This window comes from Bradyrhizobium genomosp. I (2014) (genome assembly GCF_000261685.1).
Classification (GTDB): domain Bacteria; phylum Pseudomonadota; class Alphaproteobacteria; order Rhizobiales; family Xanthobacteraceae; genus Bradyrhizobium.
In genome coordinates this window covers 20891-37834 of record NZ_AJQE01000263.1, presented here as the reverse complement: position 1 = coordinate 37834, position 16944 = coordinate 20891, and the positions used below count along the sequence as shown (strand labels likewise).

Below are 16944 nucleotides of genomic sequence, written 5' to 3'. Positions count from 1 at the left end.
ACGAAGCAATCCAGACTGTCTCCGCGGCGGTAGTCTGGATTGCTTCGCTTCGCTCGCAATGACGATGAGGTTGGCATTTGTGCGCTCAATGACACTTGAAGTAATCAAAAGGTTCGCGGCAGGACCTGCAGCGCCACAGCGCCTTGCAGGAGGTCGAGCCGAATTCGGACAGCAGCTCGGTGTTTACGGAGCCGCATTGCGGGCACGCAACGGCCTGTTCGCCGAACAAAGCGCGACGCGAGCTTGAGGCCTGCGGCGGCGCGATGCCGTACGCGCGCAGCTTTTGGCGCCCTTCCTCGCTCATCCAGTCGGTGGTCCAGGCAGGCGACAGCACGGTGCTGACTTTTGAATGGTGAAAACCGGCGCGCTCCAGCGCAAGCTCGATTTCCAGCGCGATCATGTTCATCGCCGGGCAACCGGAATAAGTCGGTGTGATCGCGACCTCGACATGGTCGCCGTCGAGAACGACATCGCGGAGCACGCCGAGATCGGCAATGGTAAGCACCGGAATCTCCGGGTCGACCACGCTCGCCGCGGCGTCCCAGGCGCGCCGGCGCAGCTCGCTATCGCTCTCCAGCACGCTCACCATGTCAACCCCGGGAAGGTGCGCTGCATCGATTGCAACTCGGACAGGAGATGCCCGAGATGCTCGCTGTGCCGGCCCGCGCGGCCGCCCTGCTGCATCCATTCGTTCTGCGGCAGCACCAGCGTGGCCTCGCTGACGACATCGGAAATCGTCTGCAACCATCGGCCGCGCAAGCTCGCCGGATCAATGGCGATACCGGCATGGATCAGGCCGCGCTCGCCGTCGTCGACCGAAAACATCTCGCCGGTGAAGGCCCAGAGATGATCGATCGCGTCCTGTGCCCGTCGATGGCTCTCCTCCGTGCCGTCGCCGAGCCGGATGAGCCATTCCGAGGCGTGGCGCAGATGATAGGCGCTCTCCTTCTCCGACTTGGCGGCAATGGCGGCCAGCGTCGCATCACGCGAGGTCATCATCGCACGCCAATAGAGGTCGGCGAACGCGGAATAGAAGAACTGCCGCACCAAAGTCTGGGCAAAGTCGCCGTTGGGCTGCTCGAGCAGCAGCAGATTTCGGTACTGCCGGACGTCGCGCAGGTAGGCGAGCTTGTCCTCGTCGTTGCCCTTGCCTTCGACCTTCGCTGCGTAGCTGTAGAGCTCCCGCGCCTGGCCGATCAGGTCGAGCGCGATGTTGGAGAGCGCCATGTCCTCTTCCAGCATCGGCGCGTGCCCGCACCATTCCGACAGCCGATGGCCGAGGATCAGCGCATCGTCGGCGCGGCGCAGCGCGTAGAGCACCAGCGGCGTCTCGGAGACCTGGATGTTGGCGACCGCCATCACATGTGCCCCACTTCCTCGGGCACCTCATAGAACGTCGGATGCCGGTAGATCTTCGATTCCGCCGGCTCGAACATCATGCCCTTCTCGGCGGGATCGCTCGCGGTAATCGCGGTCGACGGCACCACCCAGATCGACAGGCCTTCGCCGCGGCGGGTGTAGATGTCACGGGCGGCCTGCAGGGCCATGGTGGCATCGCTCGCATGCAGCGACCCTACGTGCTTGTGCGCGAGCCCGTTGCGGCTGCGAATGAAGACTTCCCACAGCGGCGTGTTCGGCGTGGCCATATCGATCTCCTATTCCGCAGCTTGTGCGGTCTGACGCTGCGCGCGCCTCGCCGCATAGGCTGCGGCTGCCTCGCGCACCCAGGCGCCCTCCGCATGCGCCTTGCGGCGCGCGGCCATGCGGTCGCGGTTGCAGGGGCCGTTGCCGGCGAGCACCTGCTTGAACTCGGCCCAGTCGATCTCGCTGTAGCGCCAGTGCCCGTCCGCATCCTGAATCATGCCGGGATCGGGAATGGTGAGGCCGAGATATTGCGCCTGCGGCACGGTGGCATCGACGAACTTCTGGCGCAGCTCGTCGTTGGAGAAGCGTTTGATCTTCCATTTCGCCGAGGTGTCGCTGTGCTGGCTGGTCGCATCGGGCGGTCCGAACATCATCAGCACCGGCCACCACCAGCGGTTCAACGCATCCTGCGCCATCGCTTTCTGCTCGTCCGAGCCGCGGCACAGCGTCAGCATGATCTCGTAACCCTGGCGCTGGTGGAACGACTCCTCCTTGCAGACCCGGATCATCGCACGTGCATAAGGGCCATAGGAGCAACGGCACAGCGGGATCTGGTTCATGATCGCGGCGCCATCGACCAGCCAGCCGATGGTGCCGATATCGGCCCAGGTCAGCGTCGGATAGTTGAAGATCGAGGAATACTTGGCTTTGCCCGCAAGCATCGCGTCGACCAGTTCCTCGCGCGAGGAGCCGAGCGTCTCGGCAGCGGCGTAAAGATAGAGCCCGTGGCCGCACTCGTCCTGCACCTTGGCGAGCAGCGCGGCCTTGCGCCGCAACGTCGGCGCGCGCGTGATCCAATTGCCTTCGGGCAGCATGCCGACGATTTCGGAATGGGCGTGCTGGGAGATCTGGCGGGTGAGCGTCTTGCGGTAGGCCGCCGGCATCCAGTCGTTCGACTCGATGCGCTCCTCGGCATCGATGCGGGCCTGGAACTGCGCAGCCTTGGCCGCATCCTCGAGACCGCGGTCGTCGGTCTCGGCCGTGTTCAGCGCCTGGGTGTACATGCGCATCCTCCCATTCTATTGGGAGTCAATATATAACAAAAATTACATCATGCAAGATATTTCTGTAACATAAAGATCAGGTGCCAAACCTTCGTTCCAGCAGCTTTCGCGCCGGCGGCAACGGCCCCTTTTCGTTGGTGCCATGATCATCGAGCCATTGCTCGGAGGGAGCGAGCAGTGCGCGATAGATTTCGCCACAGAGCTCCCGCGCCGCCCTGCCCGGCCAATCTGCCGGCAACAGGGTTTCGGGCAGCAATGGATCGCGCAGCACGACACGGCGGTAGTAGTGGATCAACAGGATGCGCGCGGTGAAGGCTTCGGCCTCGGACAAATCCGCGCCGCGCGCGATCGCGGCGCGGAGCGGCTCGAATGTCTTCATGAATTTCAGATAGGCGTCCGCGGTGCGATCCAGCGGCCAGCTCGCACTGAGCAAGCGACGCCCGCTGTCATCCTCGGCCGAGACCTCGAGACGGATGGCGCCCGCAGCCTCGTCGGGAACTGGCACGCCTGACGGCGCGACCCAGACGCCAGGCAGCGGACTGCCGAAGCCGGCATTGCGGAGCGCTTCGCGCGAGACATCACGATCCTCGCCATTGCCGATCAGCAGCAGCTCGAACCGCCCGGTCCAGTCAGACGGCGGCGGATCGTAGATGTGGCGCGTCGCGGCTTCAAAGGTCTGGCGTCCCTTGTCGGCCAGCCGATAGAAACTGTTGCGGCCGACCTTCTCCCGTGTGAGCCAGCCATCTGCCGCAAGCCGCGACATCGCGGTGCGCACCACGCCGCTGTCGATGTCCAGGCTTTCGAAGAATTCCAGCAGCGTGCCGAGCCACACCACACCGCCGCGCGGCACGATGGCATCGCCGAACACGGTAATGACGATGGAGCCGGTGCGCGACGGCTCGCGCTTGAGCTGGTCGATGATGCGGGAGAGCGGATGCGCCATGCGGCATGGCATAGCGCGTTTGGTGCGGGCGCGACAATGGATGGAAGCGACAATGGATGGAAGCGACAATGCGAGAGCCGGTCTCGATCCTTCGAGACGGCGCTTCGCGCCTCCTCAGGATGAGGTCTAGTCGCTTTCGCGCGGCGTCATTTACTCATAACCCTCATGGTGAGGAGCGCGGCAAGGCCGCGCGTCTCCGGACGATGCTTCGCATCGCCGGGAGAACCATGCAGGCCGCCTACCGATGCGGATCGGGATAGGCGAGACTGCGCCAGCCGCTGCGGTCGAAAGGTCGCCACTGACCTTCCTTCTGGGCGAGCCGGTCGGCCACGGCATAGACGACCGCAGGATGATGCCCCATGCCGCAATGGCTGCTCTCGACCTCGATGCTCTCGGTCTGCGCGCCCGCCTTCTCGATGCAGCCCTGCCAGGCGCAGACGCCGTCGGTGCGGCTGAAGATGGCCGTGGTCGGCACCGGCGGCGGCGCCGCGAGCTCGCCGCCGAACTGCGGATCGACCTCATCGGCGCGGCGGCCGCTCGCCCATTCGTAGACGCGCCAGGCGTTGGTCGAGCGCGGATCGCCCGCGAAGGGGCTGCCGAGCGTAATCACCTGGCGCACGCGCTCGGGCATCATCTTGGCGAGCTGACGCGCATAGAGGCCGCCGAGGCTCCAGCCGACCAGGCTGATCTTGCGACCGTGCGTGTCGCTAAGCTCCTGCACGAGGTCGACCATCGCATGCTGCACGCCCTCACGCAGGCCGTAATTGCGGCCCTGGCGCCAGCCACTCGCCGCATAACCCTTGCTGGTCAGGAACGTGCGCAGCGCGCGCGTGGACGCATCGGAGGCGACGAGGCCCGGCAGCACCAGCACCGGATGCCCGTCGCCGCGCTGCGCGAGGCTCAAGAGCGGCAGCGCGCCGAGAAATGCACCGAACTCGTGGATCGCACGCCCTTCCAGCAACATCAGGGTACGGGACGGCGGACGCAGCGTCTGGGCAGTAGCGGTCATCAATGTTTCCCCTCGGAAGAAGGCACCGGCCGCGATGCCGGCAATGGGCATGAATTCCAATACGCCGGCTTCTTGATCGTTCCGCAGCGCAACATGAATCAGCTAGGCGGCCGGTTCCCGACATTCAAGCGGGAGAGACGCAAGGCGACAATAGGCTCGCGCGCTAATGCTAGCGGCCGTGACGCAAAAGTCACAGCAATCGAAGCAGGAATTCTACAGAGTAAAGCACCAGGCCGGCGAGGCCGCCGATCAGCGAGCCGTTGAAGCGGATGTATTGCAGGTCGCGGCCGATGTTGATTTCGATCAGCGAAATCAGCTGCGTCATATTCCACGCCTTGACCTGATCGGAGATGAAGGTGGAGACGCCGCTCTTCTGGTCGGCGACGAAGCTGCGCAGCACCGTCACCAGGCCATTGTTGATCTCGCCGCGCAGCTCGGCATCGCCGGCGAGCGCTTCGCCGGCGGCGACGAACATGCCGGCGAGGTGATGCTGCAGCACCTGCGTCTCGCCGCTCGCACTGCGCTCGATGAAGGAGCGCGTGTTGGCCCAGACGGTGCGGGCGAGATCGGCAAGCTCGGGCCGCGCGAGCAGATCACGCTTCAGCCCGGCGATACGATCGATATAGGCCTGGTCGGTGCCGAGCCGGTCGACAAAGCTCAGCACCATGCGGTCGAACTCGCCACGGAACGGATGCTTGGGATCGCTGCGCACCTCGTTGAAGAAAGCGGTGGCCGAGGCCACGATCTTGTTCACCAGGAATTTGTCGGCGCGATAGAGCCTGAGCAGGGTCGGCAATTCCGCGCGCACCTTCTCGCGGATCATCGCCATCGTCTCCTTCTGGTTCAGCGTCTCGTGCAGCACGCGCAGGAAATCGTCGAACAGGATCTGGTGGCGCCCCTCCGCCACGAAGCCGCGCAGAGTGCCGGCAGCAAGCGGTGCAAGGTCGATCGCCTGGAGCTGCGATGACATGCGGCGGATGATGAAGGTCATCAGGCCGGAGCTTTCCGTCGCAGAGACCGCCTCCGGCAGCAGGCGCAGCGCGAAGCGCGCGAGATCATTGCTCCGTTTGCGGTCGCGTAGCCAGTCGGCGACGAAGGAGCCGAAATCGATCTCCTTCAGCTTGGCCTCCACCGGGCCGGCCTCGAGGAAATGCACCTGGATGAACTCGCCGAGCTTGTCGGCGATGCGGGCCTGGTTGCTCTGGATGATCGCGGTGTGCGGGATCGGCAGGCCGAGCGGCCGTTTGAACAGGGCGACCACGGCATACCAGTCGGCGAGGCCACCGATGGTCGCAGCTTCCGCGAAGGCTGCGACGAAGCCGAACATTGGATGCACCGGCAGAAGCCATTTCGCGACGACGAACAGCGCCAGCGTCGACGCCAGCACCAGTGTCGCCAGCGCCTTGACGCGGCGGAGTTCGGCCGCGCGTTCGGCATCGCCGGGGGAATCGAAGGAGAAGGTGGCGGGTGCGTTCATGGCGGATACTTAGCGCGTCAGTCTCCGCGTGTCCCGGACGCGGTGCAGCGTGCAACGATGCACCGCAGAGCCGGGACCCAGCGGGCCAACAGGATGGACCCCGGATCAGCAGTGCACACGCCCCAAGAGCGGCACGCTGCACCGCATCCGGGGAACGCAAGAGGCCATAAACAAAAGGCCCGCCGAAGCGGGCCTCAAATTCAGTTTCTCGTCTCAGGCGCCGGATCAGGCGGTCTTGTTGTAGACCTTGGCGAAATTGTCCTGAGCGGACTTCGCACCGTTGGCCGCGAGCTTGCCGAGATAGTCGGCGGTCGCCTTGGCACGCGAGACGAACACTTCGCCGCGGGAACGGAGCAGGCTCGACTGGATCTCGACGGCTTCGCTGATCGACTTTGCGGACGCGAGCTTGTCGATGCCCGAGAAGAACGCCTCGGCGTCCTCGTAGATGGCCTGCTGGATGTTGCGGCTGATCTTGCCGGCCTCGGCAACGGATTCGGTCACCGCGTTCTCGACGGCGGCGGTCACCCGCTCGGAGCCGGCAAAAGCCTCGGCGGCACGGTCCTTGGCAGTGTTGGCAGTCTTCTTGACGAATTCGCGGGCTGCCTCGGGAACTTCCAGATTCTGGATGTTCTTGAAAGCGTCCTTGAAGCCCTCGAAAGCGGCGTTGGTTTCGGTCGTCATGGGGTTCTCTCCATCCTCATTTGATCTGAGCTATGGGCTCACCCCGTCCGCATTGGCCCGGGGCAAGGCTTATATGACATGGCAAATTGTGCGTTGCAATATTCGTATTGCATCGCAATATCACGAAATCGTGATATTCTTAAGCGAGAGGCATCATGATGCCTCCTTGGCCAATTGGGCCCCGATGAAGGCGTCCGGGCTTCGGTCCTTCAGTGCTCAACGGCGCCTCCAAAGCGCTGCGATTAGGATGAATTGTCATCGCGCTTTAGGTTGTTGTTTAAGCGTGATCTTTTCTGAAAACCGCTGCGCACTTTTCCGGATCATGCTTTAGTGCTGGACAGCGCTCGGCAGCCCATAGGCCTCCATCTGGGCCTGGACCTGCGCAACGTTGTGGCCGAGCACGACGATGTCGTGGGTTTCGCCGTCGACATCCCGGACATGGTCGCGCAGCAAGGCCTCGGCCTTGAAGCCGAGGCTTTCGAACAGCGCGATCGCCGCCTGCTGATCGACGGTCATCTGGACCGAGAGCTTCTCCAGGCCGGCGTCGAGCGCGAGTGCAAAGGTCTCCTGCGAGAGCGCCTTGCCCACTCCCTTGCCGCGAACGTCGGGCGAAACCACCATGCGGATCTCACCGACATGGGGCGACCAGGAGTGTGGATCGCGTACCAGCGTGCCACAACCGACGACCCTGCCCTCTCTCACCGCGAGCAGGCTCGTGATCGCCCCGCGCTCGATCTCCTTGACCCAGGCCGACAGCACCTTCGGCTCGCTGATATTGCGCGGCAGGAACAGCAGATCGTGGGTCGGCAGGCCCTTGCCGAAGGCCAGCACCGCGGCCTCATCCGCAGGCGACATCAAGCGGATCTCGATATCCCCGGCGTCGGTCCTGACGTGACGCGGATAGGAACGCTGCTCACTCATGTCGATCTCCTTCCCAGCCAGGAATCCAGTTTCGGCCACAGCCGCTTAACGGCGTTCGCGCCGGCGACCAGCGAGACGTGACCGCCCTTCAGGATCACCTCTTCCTTGTCCGCCGACCCGATCTTGGCGATCAGATGCTTTGCGGCGTCGTAGGGCACGATGTGGTCGTGCTCGGCGACCGCATGCAGGATCGGCACCGTGATGTTTTCGAGCTTCGCCGCGCGGCCGCCCACCGACATGGTGTCGTTGAACAGCTTGTTGTCCCACATCAGGTCCTTGGTGATGGCGCGGAAATATTCGCCGGCGAGCGGCAGCGTGTCGGTCGCCCAGCGGTCGAACATGCGGTACGACTTGACGAACTCGTCGTTCCAGATGTTCTCCCAGAGCTGGATCTGGCTCACCGTGCGCGAGGCCGGGCGCAGCAGTTCGAACGAGGACAGGATCATCTCCGGCGGCACGTTTCCGACGCTGTCGACGAGACGGTCGACGTCGAAATAGCGGCGGTCGGAGAAATTCGAGAACAGCTTCATCTCGCGGAAATCGATCGGCGTGGTGAAGCAGATCAGATTCTTCATCGGCCCGTCCTTGTGGATCGAGCCGTAGAGCAGCGACAGCACGCCGCCGAAGCAGTAGCCGATGACGGAGACGTCCTGCTCGCCGGAATCGGCTTGCACGCGGCGGATACAGTCCGGGATGAAGTCGAGGACATAGTCCTCCATGCGCAGGTTCTTCTCCTCAGGCCGCGGCGCGCTCCAGTCCAGCATGTAGACGTCGTAGCCGCGCCGCAGGAGGAACTCGATAAAGCTCTGGCCGGGAACGAGGTCGAGGATGTAACCGCGGTTGGTGGTGGCCATCACGATCAGCACCGGCACGCGGTAGATCTCGTCCGACATCGGCCGATAGTGGTAGAGGCTCATCGTGCCGCGCGAATGCAACACGTCCTTCGGCGTCGAGCCGAGCGACGGGCCCGCGGTCGAGAAATATTCGACGCCCTTGATGCTGCGCATGATAGCGCGCTGCACTTCGGACTGGATGCGCTCCGGGATCGCAGCGAGATCAAGTCCCGTCGGCGCGTTCATTTTTGGTCTCCGCCCTCGGACGGCGGACGTTTCGTACGCGGCGGTCGCGGTGCGGCGCCGACCTGATGCGCGCCTGAGTTGGCCGACATCTGGCTCAGCATCGACTTGATCTCGCCGAGTTGGCCTTCAATCGACTGAAGCCTCTCCGCGATACCGGTCATCTGCTCGCGGCTCGGCAGGTTCATGGAGAGCAGGTATTTCTCCATGAGATCGCCGATTTGCTTCTGCGCACCTGCAGCAACGCCGCCGGCGCGGTTCATGGCTTGCGAGAATTCGGGCGTCTCCATCGCCTTGGTCGCGAAGGAGTTGAAACCCTTCTCCATCTCGCCAACCATCTTCTGCCACAAGGCGACCGGATCGGTGATCTTGTCGGTCATCAGCGTCCTCCCAATATGGAGGGCTTCGCACCCTTCTTTTCCCGCCATACCACACCGTTGCGAGGTGCCGGTCAACCGGCAAGCAGCGGGCGCGGCGTCGCACACGCGGCTTCTTCGCGGAACGAAACCGTGCGATACAGCATCGATCAGCAGGAGGGACCCGTGACCGCCCATCAGCCGCCCCAGACCGTCCGCGCCAATGGCATCGACATCTGCTACGAGATTTTCGGCAACGACAATGCCGAGCCGCTGCTGCTGATCATGGGGCTCGGGGCCCAGATGATCCATTGGGACGATGGGTTCTGCGAGCAGCTCGCCGCGCGCGGCTTCCGCGTGATTCGCTTCGACAATCGCGACATCGGCAAGTCGAGCCATCTCACGGGCGGCAAGCGCCTGACGCCGCTCGAGCTGCTGAAGCTGCGGTTCCTCAGGATTCCGGTGGCCGCAACCTACAAGCTGATCGACATGGCCAAGGACACGATCGGACTGATGGATGCACTCGGCATCAAGTCGGCGCATCTGGTCGGGGCGTCCATGGGCGGCATGATCGCGCAGGAGGTGGCGCTGTCGTTTCCGCATCGCGTGCGTTCGCTCACCTCGATCATGTCGACCACGGGCAATCCTCGCATCCCGCCGCCGACACGCGAGGCCGCCGCGATGCTGATGGCGCCGCCGCCGCGCAGCAAGGAGGAATTCATCATCCGCTTCGGCCAGACCTGGAGGGTCTTGCGCGCCGGGTCCTTCCCCGAAGAGGAGGCGCAGGATCCCGGACGCGCCGAGCGCGTGTTCGCGCGCGGACTCAATCCGGCCGGCGTCGGCCGCCAGCTCCGCGCCGTGCTGGCGTCCGGCAGCCGGAAGGAGCGGCTCCACGCGGTGAAGACACCGACGCTGGTCATTCACGGCACCGTCGATCCGTTGGTGCGGCCGGAGGGGGGCAAGGACACCGCCGCGTCGATCCCGAACGCGAAACTGTTGATGATCGAGGGCATGGGTCACGCCCTGCCGATGCGCTTCTGGCCGGAGATCATCGGCGCCATCGACAAGCACGCGCATGGCGCAGCGGCGCAGGCGGCTTAGGTCTTCCTTGCGATCCAGATCACGTGGCGCGCGCCGCCGCCTCTGCCGGTGGCGCGGACGTTGATTTCGTTGACGTCGAAACCGGCGCTGCGAAGGCGCTTGGCGAACGCCGGATTGGGTCCCGACGACCAGACTGCGAGCACACCGCCCGGCCGCAGCGCCGTCTTGGCCGCCGCCAATCCGCTCGCATTGTAGAGGGCGTCATTGCCCTTGCGGGTCAGCCCTTCGGGTCCGTTGTCGACGTCGAGGAGAATGGCGTCGAAGGCTGACCGCTGTGCGCGGATGATTTCGCCGACGTCCCTCTCCAGGATGCTCACCCTGACATCATCGAGACTGTCGCCGAAGACCTCTGCCATCGGGCCCCGTGCCCAGGTGACCACCGCCGGCACCAGCTCGGAGACCACGATCTTCGCCTTGGCTCCAAGCACGGCCAGCGCTGCACGCAGCGTAAAACCCATGCCGAGGCCGCCGATCAGGACGACGGGCTTCGCGACCTTCTCGATCTGCTTCGCCGCGAGCGTTGCGAGCGCGGCTTCCGAGCCCGACAGGCGGTTGTTCATCAGCTCGTTGGTGCCGAGCTTGATCGAAAATTCCTTGCCCCGCCGCATCAGGCGGAGCTCTTCGTCCGAGCCGGGGATCTTTGCGGTATCGAGCTTTTCCCAGGGAATCATGGGAGGTGTCTAGCATGTTTTGCTTCGCATGCTCGCAGCCCGGGTGAGCGAAGCGACACCCGGGACCGCTCGTGCCGTGAAATCCCGGATATCGCTTCGCTCATCCGAGCTACAAGGGTGAACTTCGCCTACCCGCCCGCCCACACGTCCAGCACATACCGGTTCTTCGTTCCCATGTCCTCGATCCAGCGCGCACCGGCGGCGGCATCGCTGCCGCTCTTCTCGCGATGAATCGCGACGAGCGCGGCCTTCACGTCGGGCTCCATCCTGCCACCATCGCCGCAGACATAGATGATGGCGCCCTGCTCGATCAGCGGCCACACCTCATCCTTCTGCGCGGCAAGCACATGCTGCACATAGGTCTTCGGTCCGTTCGCGCGCGAGAATGCCGTGAAGAGCTCGGTGATGCCGGCTGCCGCCAGCGCCTTCAGCTCGTCGGCATAGAGAAAATCCTGGTTGGGATGGCGGCAGCCGAAGAACAGCATGGCCGGCCCGAGGACGGCACCCTTCGCCTTGCGCGCGGCGCGCTCCTGGAGGAAGCCGCGGAACGGCGCAAGCCCTGTGCCCGGGCCAATCATGATGATCGGCACCGACGGATCGTCGGGAAGCCGGAAGCCGGCCCTGGTCTCGCGCACAGTCGCGTAGATCGTATCGCCCACGCGCCGATTGGCGAGATAGTTCGAGCAGATGCCCTTGTAGACACCGCGCCCCGACGCGGCCGGCCCCTCGACCACGCCGACCGTGATGCTGCAACGCGCCGGGTCGACGGACGGCGAGGAGGAGATGGAGTAGTAGCGCGGCGCCAGCAGCGACAGCATTTCGAGATAGACGTGGAACGGCAATTCGCAGGCCGGATATTCGAGCAGCAGGTCGAACACCGATTTGCGCCTGGCCAAGATCTCGCCGCGGTAGCGCTCGAGCGGTTCGGCCTCCTCGCCGACGAGGGCCAACAGCTTCGGCTTGGTGACGGGGCAGCGGGTGTGCTCCGCCATGACCTGGATCTGCTTGCGCGTCGCGACCTGCTGCAACTCGACGAACTCGCTGAGCAGGCGGCCGACCGACACCGCCTCGCCGACCGGCAATTGCGCGCGGCGGCCTTCCGCGACCTGCAACCTGATCTGGTCGGCGGGAAGGAAGCCGAAGCGGCGGGCCACCGAATCCACCAGCGTCGGGTCGTTGCGCGGGACGACGCTCAAGTGATCGCCGACGCGGTAGGTGATGTTGGCGGGCAGCTGCACCTCGATGTGACGCGTCGAACGCTCCGACGGATTGGGGCCGCTCTTGTTCTGAAGCTCGTCATTGACCAGCACCTTCATCGCCACCGCGCCGCCCTGGGCGACGATGGTGTTGACGGCGGTCACCGCCACCGGCTCGATCGCATAGAGCGGATCGTCCTCCGGCGTGCGGGTGAAATTCCAGTCGATGCCGAATTCCCTGGTCGCGACCTGGGCCGCTGCCGGGAACCATTTCTGGAACTGGCCGTCGAGATCGCTGCGCGCATCGCCCTCGCCGCGCGGATAGACGGCGCGCGCGCCATGCGCCGACAATTGCTCGTCGATGAAGCGCGGCACCGATTGATAGGTCGCAGCCCAATCGCTGTTGCCGCAGCCGAACACGGCGTAGCGGACATTGGCAAACGCGTCCTTCGGCAGGTCGCTTCCGAGCCATTTGACGAACTGCGTCGCATTGTCCGGCGGCGCGCCGTTATAGGAGGCGCAGATGACGAGCACGCCGCCCTCCTGCGGCAGCTTGCCGACATAGTCGTCGAGCGGGCCGAGGTGCACGGCAAAGCCGTTGATCTCCGCAAGGTCCGCCATGCGCGTCGCGAGCTCCTCGGCGGTGCCGAGATTGGAGCCGTACAGCACCAGCATCGGCGTGTTGTGGCCGGGCCGCGCCGTCGGCTGGCGCGAGACCTTCGGCGCCGGGGCCGCCGCCGCGACCGGCCCGCCATAAGCCCCGCGCTCGCGATCGGCGCGTGGACGAACCCTGATCTTGAAGCCTTCCGGCTTGATCGTCAGCGTCTCCTTCAGGTGCATCTGGTAGCGCTGGTGGTCGATCAGCCTGAAGCGCTGCAGGATCATGCCGAGCGCAAGCGCGGCCTCATGCATGGCGAAGCCGCGGCCGATGCACGCGCGCTGGCCGTTGCCGAACGGCTTCCAGGCATTGAGCGGCCGCCCGGCCTCCGCCTCACGGCTGAAATTCTCGGGGTCGAAGGCATCGGGGTTCGGTCCCCAGACAGAGGGATCTCGGTGCAACGCCGTCACCAGGATGGTGGTGAACGTGCCCTTCCTCAGCTTGTACTTGCCGCCGCCGATGGTCTCGTCCTTGAGCGGCGAGATGCCATAGGCCGGCGCCGGCGGCCACAGCCGCAGCGCCTCTTTCAGGATTTGCGTGATGTAGGTGAGCTGCGTCACCTGCTGGTAGGTCGGCTTCGCATTGACATCGGGGCCGAAGACGCGATCGACCTCCTCGTACGCCTTCTTGAGAATGTCGGGGTGCTTGAGCAGCGCATAGAGCGTGTAGGACAACAGGCCGCTTGTGGTCTCGTGGCCCGCGATCAGAAAGGTGTTGATCTGATAGCGGATGTTGACGTCGTCGAGCTGCTCGCCGGTCGCGCGGTCGACACCGGTCATCATCGCGGCGAGCATGTCCTTCTTGTCGTCGATTCCTTCCGCGCTCTTGCGGCGCTCGGCGATGATCTCGTCGACCATCTTGTTCATGAAGGCGACGTCTTCGGCGAGCGTCCTGCGGCGCTTCTGCATCCAGAACTGCTCGAACGGCAGGCCGCGCGTCATCATGATGGTTTCGAGCGAGCGCACCAGCGACTCGACGAAGGGATGGTAGTCGCGTCGGTAGAACGAGTTGAAGCGGTAGTCGAAGCCGCAGAGGCCGATCGTGTCCAGCGTCAGCGCCGTCATGTCGTGGACGACGTCGATCTCGTCGTCGGCGTTGAGCCGCTCCCATTTCTGGACGAGCTGCTCGGCGATATCGACCATGCTCGGGTGATAGGACTGCATGGCGCGGTTGCCGAAGGGCTGGAGCAGGATGTTGTGCGCCTTGCTCCAGTTCGGCTCCCTGGTGTCGGCGGTGAACAGGCCGTCGCCGCCGACCGCGCGCACGCGCCGCAGCGCACCGCGCACGGTCTTGTCGAAGCGTTTCTCGTCAGAGAGTTCGTCGACGAGATCGTGGCCTGAAACGACCACGATCGGCGAGCCCATCATGTCGAGCCAGAAGATCGGACCCAGCTCCTTCGCGAGCCGTGTCAGGTGTTGCACGGGGGCAGACGAATCCAGCGACAGCATGTTGCCGACCACGGGCTTGGTCGGCGGATGCGGAATCGGGTCCAGACGGTTCTTGGATGACATTTAACTACGCTTCCCACTTGGTAACCGTCATTCCGGGGCGATGCGCAGCATCGAACCCGGAATCTCGAGGTTCCGGGTCTGGTCCTACGGACCATCCCGGAACGACGTTGCCATTTGCATCGACGACTGCGTCGTCACCCAAACCGCCTTCTACGCCATTCGATCAGCTTGGCGCTGACCTCTTCCGGCTTCTCCTGCTGCGTCCAATGGCCGCTGTCCTTCACGAGGTACTTCTCGAGGTCGCTCACGAGCTTCTCCATGCCGTCGGCTGCCGAGGGCGGCAGCACGGCATCGTTCTCGGCCATGATCATCAGCGACGGCACGTGGATATGGTGGTCCAATCCCTTCGCGCGCTCCCAATTGCGGGTGAAGTTGCGATACCAGTTGATGCCGCCGGTGAAGCCGGTTTTCGTGAAGGTGTCGACGAACACCTTCTTCTCGTCGGCCGACAGGATCGGCGTGCGCGGATCGACCTTGGCGTCATAGGCTGCGATCATCTGCGGGAACGCCAGATTGGTCTTTGACGAGGCGCCGACGCCCGCGATCGGCGGCTCCTCCGGCTTCCCCGCCGGTCTGGCCAGTGGCTTGCGCATGAAGGCGTCGAACGTCTGCTCGACGCGGCTGCCAAAAATCCTGTCCGGCTCGCGCGCCGGATTCTGGAACTGGACGATGTACATCTGGTCGCCGAAGCGCTGGCGGAACAACACAATCGGATCGATCGGCGCGCGATCCCAATGCGGCGTGTTGACGCCGACCACGCCTGCCACGCGTGAAGGGTGCCGTAGCGGCATCTGCCAGACGACGAAGCCGCCCCAGTCGTGGCCAACGAAAATCGCCTTCTCGATCCCGAGGTGGTCGAGCAGACCGACGAGATCGCCGGTCAAATGCTCCATGTCATAGGCCTCGACCGGCTCGGGCCGGTCGGATGCGCCATAGCCGCGCTGGTCCGGCGCGATCACCCGGATGCCGGCCTCGCTCAGTGCCTTGATCTGATGGCGCCATGAAAAGGCGAGCTCGGGCCAGCCGTGGCAAAGCACGATCGGCGGCTTGTCGTCGACCGGGCCCGCCTCGTAATAGCCCATGCGGATTCCGTTCGTCTGCGCGAACTTGAGCGGCGGCATTTCAATCATTGCAACATTCCTACTCGGCGGCGCCCTTGATGTCGGCCGCCGGCGGCGCATAGGCCGCCTCCAGTGCGTCGAACTCCTCCGGCAGCATATCGCACATCACCTGCACATGCGGAATGATGTTGGCGCCCACGATGAAGCCGAAATCGAGCTGGTCGCGATAGCTCTGCACGGTGATGTTGAGCGCCTGCCCGTGCGTCGAGATCGATACCGGGAAGATATGCAATAGCTCGGCGCCGGCGGCATAGAGCGTCTGTCGCGGCCCCGGCACGTTGGAGACCGTGATGTTGGCGGCCGGCGGCAGCACGTCCGAAAGGTTGGAGCGGCTGTAGAGCAGCGCCAGGATCTGCACCATGATCGGCGCGCCCAGCATCGAGATGTTGGAGACCTGCGGCATCAGCGCGCGCAAGGGATGCGACATCTCCTTGGACTTGGTCGACTGCGCGATGATCGCCTCCAGCCGCGCCTTGGGATCGTCGATATTGGTCGCGATCGAGCAGATCATGCCGAACACCTGGTTGTTGGCCTCGGTGTTGCCCTCCTCGCGCAGCGAGATCGGTACGGCCGCTGTCAGGGATTTCGCCGGCAGCGTGCCATATTGCAGGAGATAGCGGCGAACCACGCCGGAGGCGAGCGCCAGCACGACGTCGTTGAGCTTGCCGCCGGCCTGCTTGGCCAGCGCCTTCGCCCGCGACAGCGAAATCGACACGCCGGCAAAGCTGCGCTCGGACGAGATCGTCTTGTTGAGCATGGTCGGCGGCGACACCATGCTGGCGAGGCTCTCGCGCGATTTGGGATCGGCGACCTTGCCGAGCACGTCGGACACGCTCTTGAGCACGGTCGGGATGTTGCCGGCGAAACGAACGGCGCTCTCGATCTGGTACATCGCGTTGTCGAACAGGATCGAGCCGATATCGCTCTTGCCGGTGCGCGGCAGTTGCAGGTTCTTCGCCGCCTGCGAAGCGTCGAGCGGCTGAGAGAAGAGCTGCTGATAGGAATCGAGCAGGTTGGCGGCGATGTCGCGTGGCTCCTGTCCGGGCTTGCTTCCAGGCATCGGCGGATCGACCTTACGCGGGATCGGCGAGATGTCGTAGATCATGTTGGTGAGGGCTGCACCCGCGCCGCCGTCGATTGCGGCATGATGCATCTTGGAATAAAGTCCGACCTCGTTGTCCTTCATGCCCTCGAACACGTAGAACTCCCAGAGCGGACGCGCGCGGTTCAGGAGCTTGGCGTGCATCCAGCCGACGATGCGCTCGAGCGTGGCGCGGTCGCGCGGCTGCGGCAGGCTGGCGCGAAAGATGTGACGGTCGATGTCGAACTGATCGTCCTCGACCCAGGAGGGATGGTCGATGTCGAGCGGTGCCTTCTCCAGCCGCGCCTTCAGGATTGGCGCGATGTGCAGGCGCGAGACGATCATCGCCTTGAAGTCTTCGAAGAAGTCGCCCTCGTAGTCGTCGGGCAGTCGAAAGATCGCCATGCTGCCGACATGCATCGGCATCTCAGGCGTTTCCAGATAGAGAAACGACGCGTCCAGCGACGACAGCTTCTTCCCGTCAGCCATGGTTC

The 16944-nt window shown here is 64.4% G+C and carries 16 protein-coding genes; 1 reads left to right on the top strand and 15 read right to left on the bottom strand.

Going from position 1 to position 16944, the window contains the following annotated elements:
- Nucleotides 1–85: 85 nt before the first annotated feature.
- The 11 genes from paaD to IC50_RS24420 form a co-directional block, all read right to left on the bottom strand.
- Nucleotides 86–589, bottom strand: a complete 504-nt coding sequence (gene paaD, locus IC50_RS24470) for a 1,2-phenylacetyl-CoA epoxidase subunit PaaD (RefSeq protein ID WP_035710721.1) — start codon at nt 587–589, stop codon at nt 86–88.
- The gene (gene paaC, locus IC50_RS24465) at nt 583–1359 is read right to left on the bottom strand and encodes a 1,2-phenylacetyl-CoA epoxidase subunit PaaC (RefSeq protein WP_035710719.1); all 777 of its coding nucleotides are present in this window, start codon (nt 1357–1359) and stop codon (nt 583–585) included. Before paaC ends, paaD begins: the two co-directional genes overlap by 7 nt.
- Nucleotides 1359–1646, bottom strand: coding sequence for a 1,2-phenylacetyl-CoA epoxidase subunit PaaB (gene paaB / locus IC50_RS24460; protein ID WP_008136594.1), 288 nt, complete (start codon nt 1644–1646; stop codon nt 1359–1361). The genes paaC and paaB overlap by 1 nt, the downstream gene beginning before the upstream one ends.
- Before the next feature lie 9 nt (nt 1647–1655).
- Nucleotides 1656–2648, bottom strand: a complete 993-nt coding sequence (gene paaA / locus IC50_RS24455; protein ID WP_035710718.1) for a 1,2-phenylacetyl-CoA epoxidase subunit PaaA — start codon at nt 2646–2648, stop codon at nt 1656–1658.
- A 76-nt stretch (nt 2649–2724) separates the two neighbouring features.
- Entirely contained in the window at nt 2725–3591 is an 867-nt protein-coding gene (paaX, locus tag IC50_RS24450) for a phenylacetic acid degradation operon negative regulatory protein PaaX (RefSeq protein ID WP_035710716.1), read from the bottom strand.
- 238 nt (nt 3592–3829) lie between these two features.
- Complete coding sequence (locus IC50_RS24445; protein ID WP_035710771.1) at nt 3830–4600, bottom strand: esterase/lipase family protein; 771 nt, start codon at nt 4598–4600, stop codon at nt 3830–3832.
- 190 nt (nt 4601–4790) lie between these two features.
- Nucleotides 4791–6077 (bottom strand): DUF445 domain-containing protein, encoded by a 1287-nt coding sequence (locus tag IC50_RS24440; protein WP_035710711.1) that lies wholly within the window; start codon nt 6075–6077, stop codon nt 4791–4793.
- Between the two features lie 225 nt (nt 6078–6302).
- Nucleotides 6303–6758: a phasin gene (locus IC50_RS24435; protein WP_035710709.1), complete on the bottom strand. Its 456-nt coding sequence runs from the start codon at nt 6756–6758 to the stop codon at nt 6303–6305.
- A gap of 327 nt (nt 6759–7085) precedes the next feature.
- Nucleotides 7086–7679 (bottom strand): GNAT family N-acetyltransferase, encoded by a 594-nt coding sequence (locus tag IC50_RS24430; protein WP_035710705.1) that lies wholly within the window; start codon nt 7677–7679, stop codon nt 7086–7088.
- Entirely contained in the window at nt 7676–8758 is a 1083-nt protein-coding gene (locus tag IC50_RS24425) for a PHA/PHB synthase family protein (protein ID WP_035710704.1), read from the bottom strand. The genes IC50_RS24430 and IC50_RS24425 overlap by 4 nt, the downstream gene beginning before the upstream one ends.
- Nucleotides 8755–9135 (bottom strand): hypothetical protein, encoded by a 381-nt coding sequence (locus IC50_RS24420; RefSeq protein WP_035710702.1) that lies wholly within the window; start codon nt 9133–9135, stop codon nt 8755–8757. Before IC50_RS24420 ends, IC50_RS24425 begins: the two co-directional genes overlap by 4 nt.
- A 162-nt stretch (nt 9136–9297) precedes the next feature.
- Between IC50_RS24420 and IC50_RS24415 the strand changes: the two genes are divergently transcribed.
- Nucleotides 9298–10212, top strand: a complete 915-nt coding sequence (locus tag IC50_RS24415) for an alpha/beta fold hydrolase (RefSeq protein WP_035710768.1) — start codon at nt 9298–9300, stop codon at nt 10210–10212.
- Here the strand turns inward: IC50_RS24415 and IC50_RS24410 are convergent.
- The 4 genes from IC50_RS24410 to IC50_RS24395 form a co-directional block, all read right to left on the bottom strand.
- Nucleotides 10209–10883, bottom strand: a complete 675-nt coding sequence (locus IC50_RS24410; protein WP_035710698.1) for a spermidine synthase — start codon at nt 10881–10883, stop codon at nt 10209–10211. The two genes, IC50_RS24415 and IC50_RS24410, sit on opposite strands and share 4 nt — an antisense overlap.
- A gap of 128 nt (nt 10884–11011) precedes the next feature.
- Nucleotides 11012–14248: a bifunctional cytochrome P450/NADPH--P450 reductase gene (locus IC50_RS24405; protein ID WP_035710695.1), complete on the bottom strand. Its 3237-nt coding sequence runs from the start codon at nt 14246–14248 to the stop codon at nt 11012–11014.
- A gap of 134 nt (nt 14249–14382) precedes the next feature.
- Nucleotides 14383–15378 (bottom strand): alpha/beta fold hydrolase, encoded by a 996-nt coding sequence (locus IC50_RS24400; RefSeq protein WP_035710691.1) that lies wholly within the window; start codon nt 15376–15378, stop codon nt 14383–14385.
- Nucleotides 15379–15388: 10 nt separating this feature from the next.
- Nucleotides 15389–16939 carry a WS/DGAT/MGAT family O-acyltransferase gene (locus tag IC50_RS24395; protein WP_035710686.1) on the bottom strand — a complete coding sequence of 517 codons (1551 nt, stop codon included), beginning with the start codon at nt 16937–16939 and terminating at the stop codon, nt 15389–15391.
- Nucleotides 16940–16944: the final 5 nt, after the last annotated feature.

What these genes read in the sequence shown, in the direction of transcription:
- paaD (WP_035710721.1), bottom strand. Translation starts at nt 589, where the DNA reads ATGGTGAGCGTGCTGGAGAGCGATAGCGAGCTGCGCCGGCGCGCCTGG.
- paaC (WP_035710719.1), bottom strand. Translation starts at nt 1,359, where the DNA reads ATGGCGGTCGCCAACATCCAGGTCTCCGAGACGCCGCTGGTGCTCTAC.
- paaB (WP_008136594.1), bottom strand. Translation starts at nt 1,646, where the DNA reads ATGGCCACGCCGAACACGCCGCTGTGGGAAGTCTTCATTCGCAGCCGC.
- paaA (WP_035710718.1), bottom strand. Translation starts at nt 2,648, where the DNA reads ATGTACACCCAGGCGCTGAACACGGCCGAGACCGACGACCGCGGTCTC.
- paaX (WP_035710716.1), bottom strand. Translation starts at nt 3,591, where the DNA reads ATGGCGCATCCGCTCTCCCGCATCATCGACCAGCTCAAGCGCGAGCCG.
- IC50_RS24445 (WP_035710771.1), bottom strand. Translation starts at nt 4,600, where the DNA reads ATGACCGCTACTGCCCAGACGCTGCGTCCGCCGTCCCGTACCCTGATG.
- IC50_RS24440 (WP_035710711.1), bottom strand. Translation starts at nt 6,077, where the DNA reads ATGAACGCACCCGCCACCTTCTCCTTCGATTCCCCCGGCGATGCCGAA.
- IC50_RS24435 (WP_035710709.1), bottom strand. Translation starts at nt 6,758, where the DNA reads ATGACGACCGAAACCAACGCCGCTTTCGAGGGCTTCAAGGACGCTTTC.
- IC50_RS24430 (WP_035710705.1), bottom strand. Translation starts at nt 7,679, where the DNA reads ATGAGTGAGCAGCGTTCCTATCCGCGTCACGTCAGGACCGACGCCGGG.
- IC50_RS24425 (WP_035710704.1), bottom strand. Translation starts at nt 8,758, where the DNA reads ATGAACGCGCCGACGGGACTTGATCTCGCTGCGATCCCGGAGCGCATC.
- IC50_RS24420 (WP_035710702.1), bottom strand. Translation starts at nt 9,135, where the DNA reads ATGACCGACAAGATCACCGATCCGGTCGCCTTGTGGCAGAAGATGGTT.
- IC50_RS24410 (WP_035710698.1), bottom strand. Translation starts at nt 10,883, where the DNA reads ATGATTCCCTGGGAAAAGCTCGATACCGCAAAGATCCCCGGCTCGGAC.
- IC50_RS24405 (WP_035710695.1), bottom strand. Translation starts at nt 14,248, where the DNA reads ATGTCATCCAAGAACCGTCTGGACCCGATTCCGCATCCGCCGACCAAG.
- IC50_RS24400 (WP_035710691.1), bottom strand. Translation starts at nt 15,378, where the DNA reads ATGATTGAAATGCCGCCGCTCAAGTTCGCGCAGACGAACGGAATCCGC.
- IC50_RS24395 (WP_035710686.1), bottom strand. Translation starts at nt 16,939, where the DNA reads ATGGCTGACGGGAAGAAGCTGTCGTCGCTGGACGCGTCGTTTCTCTAT.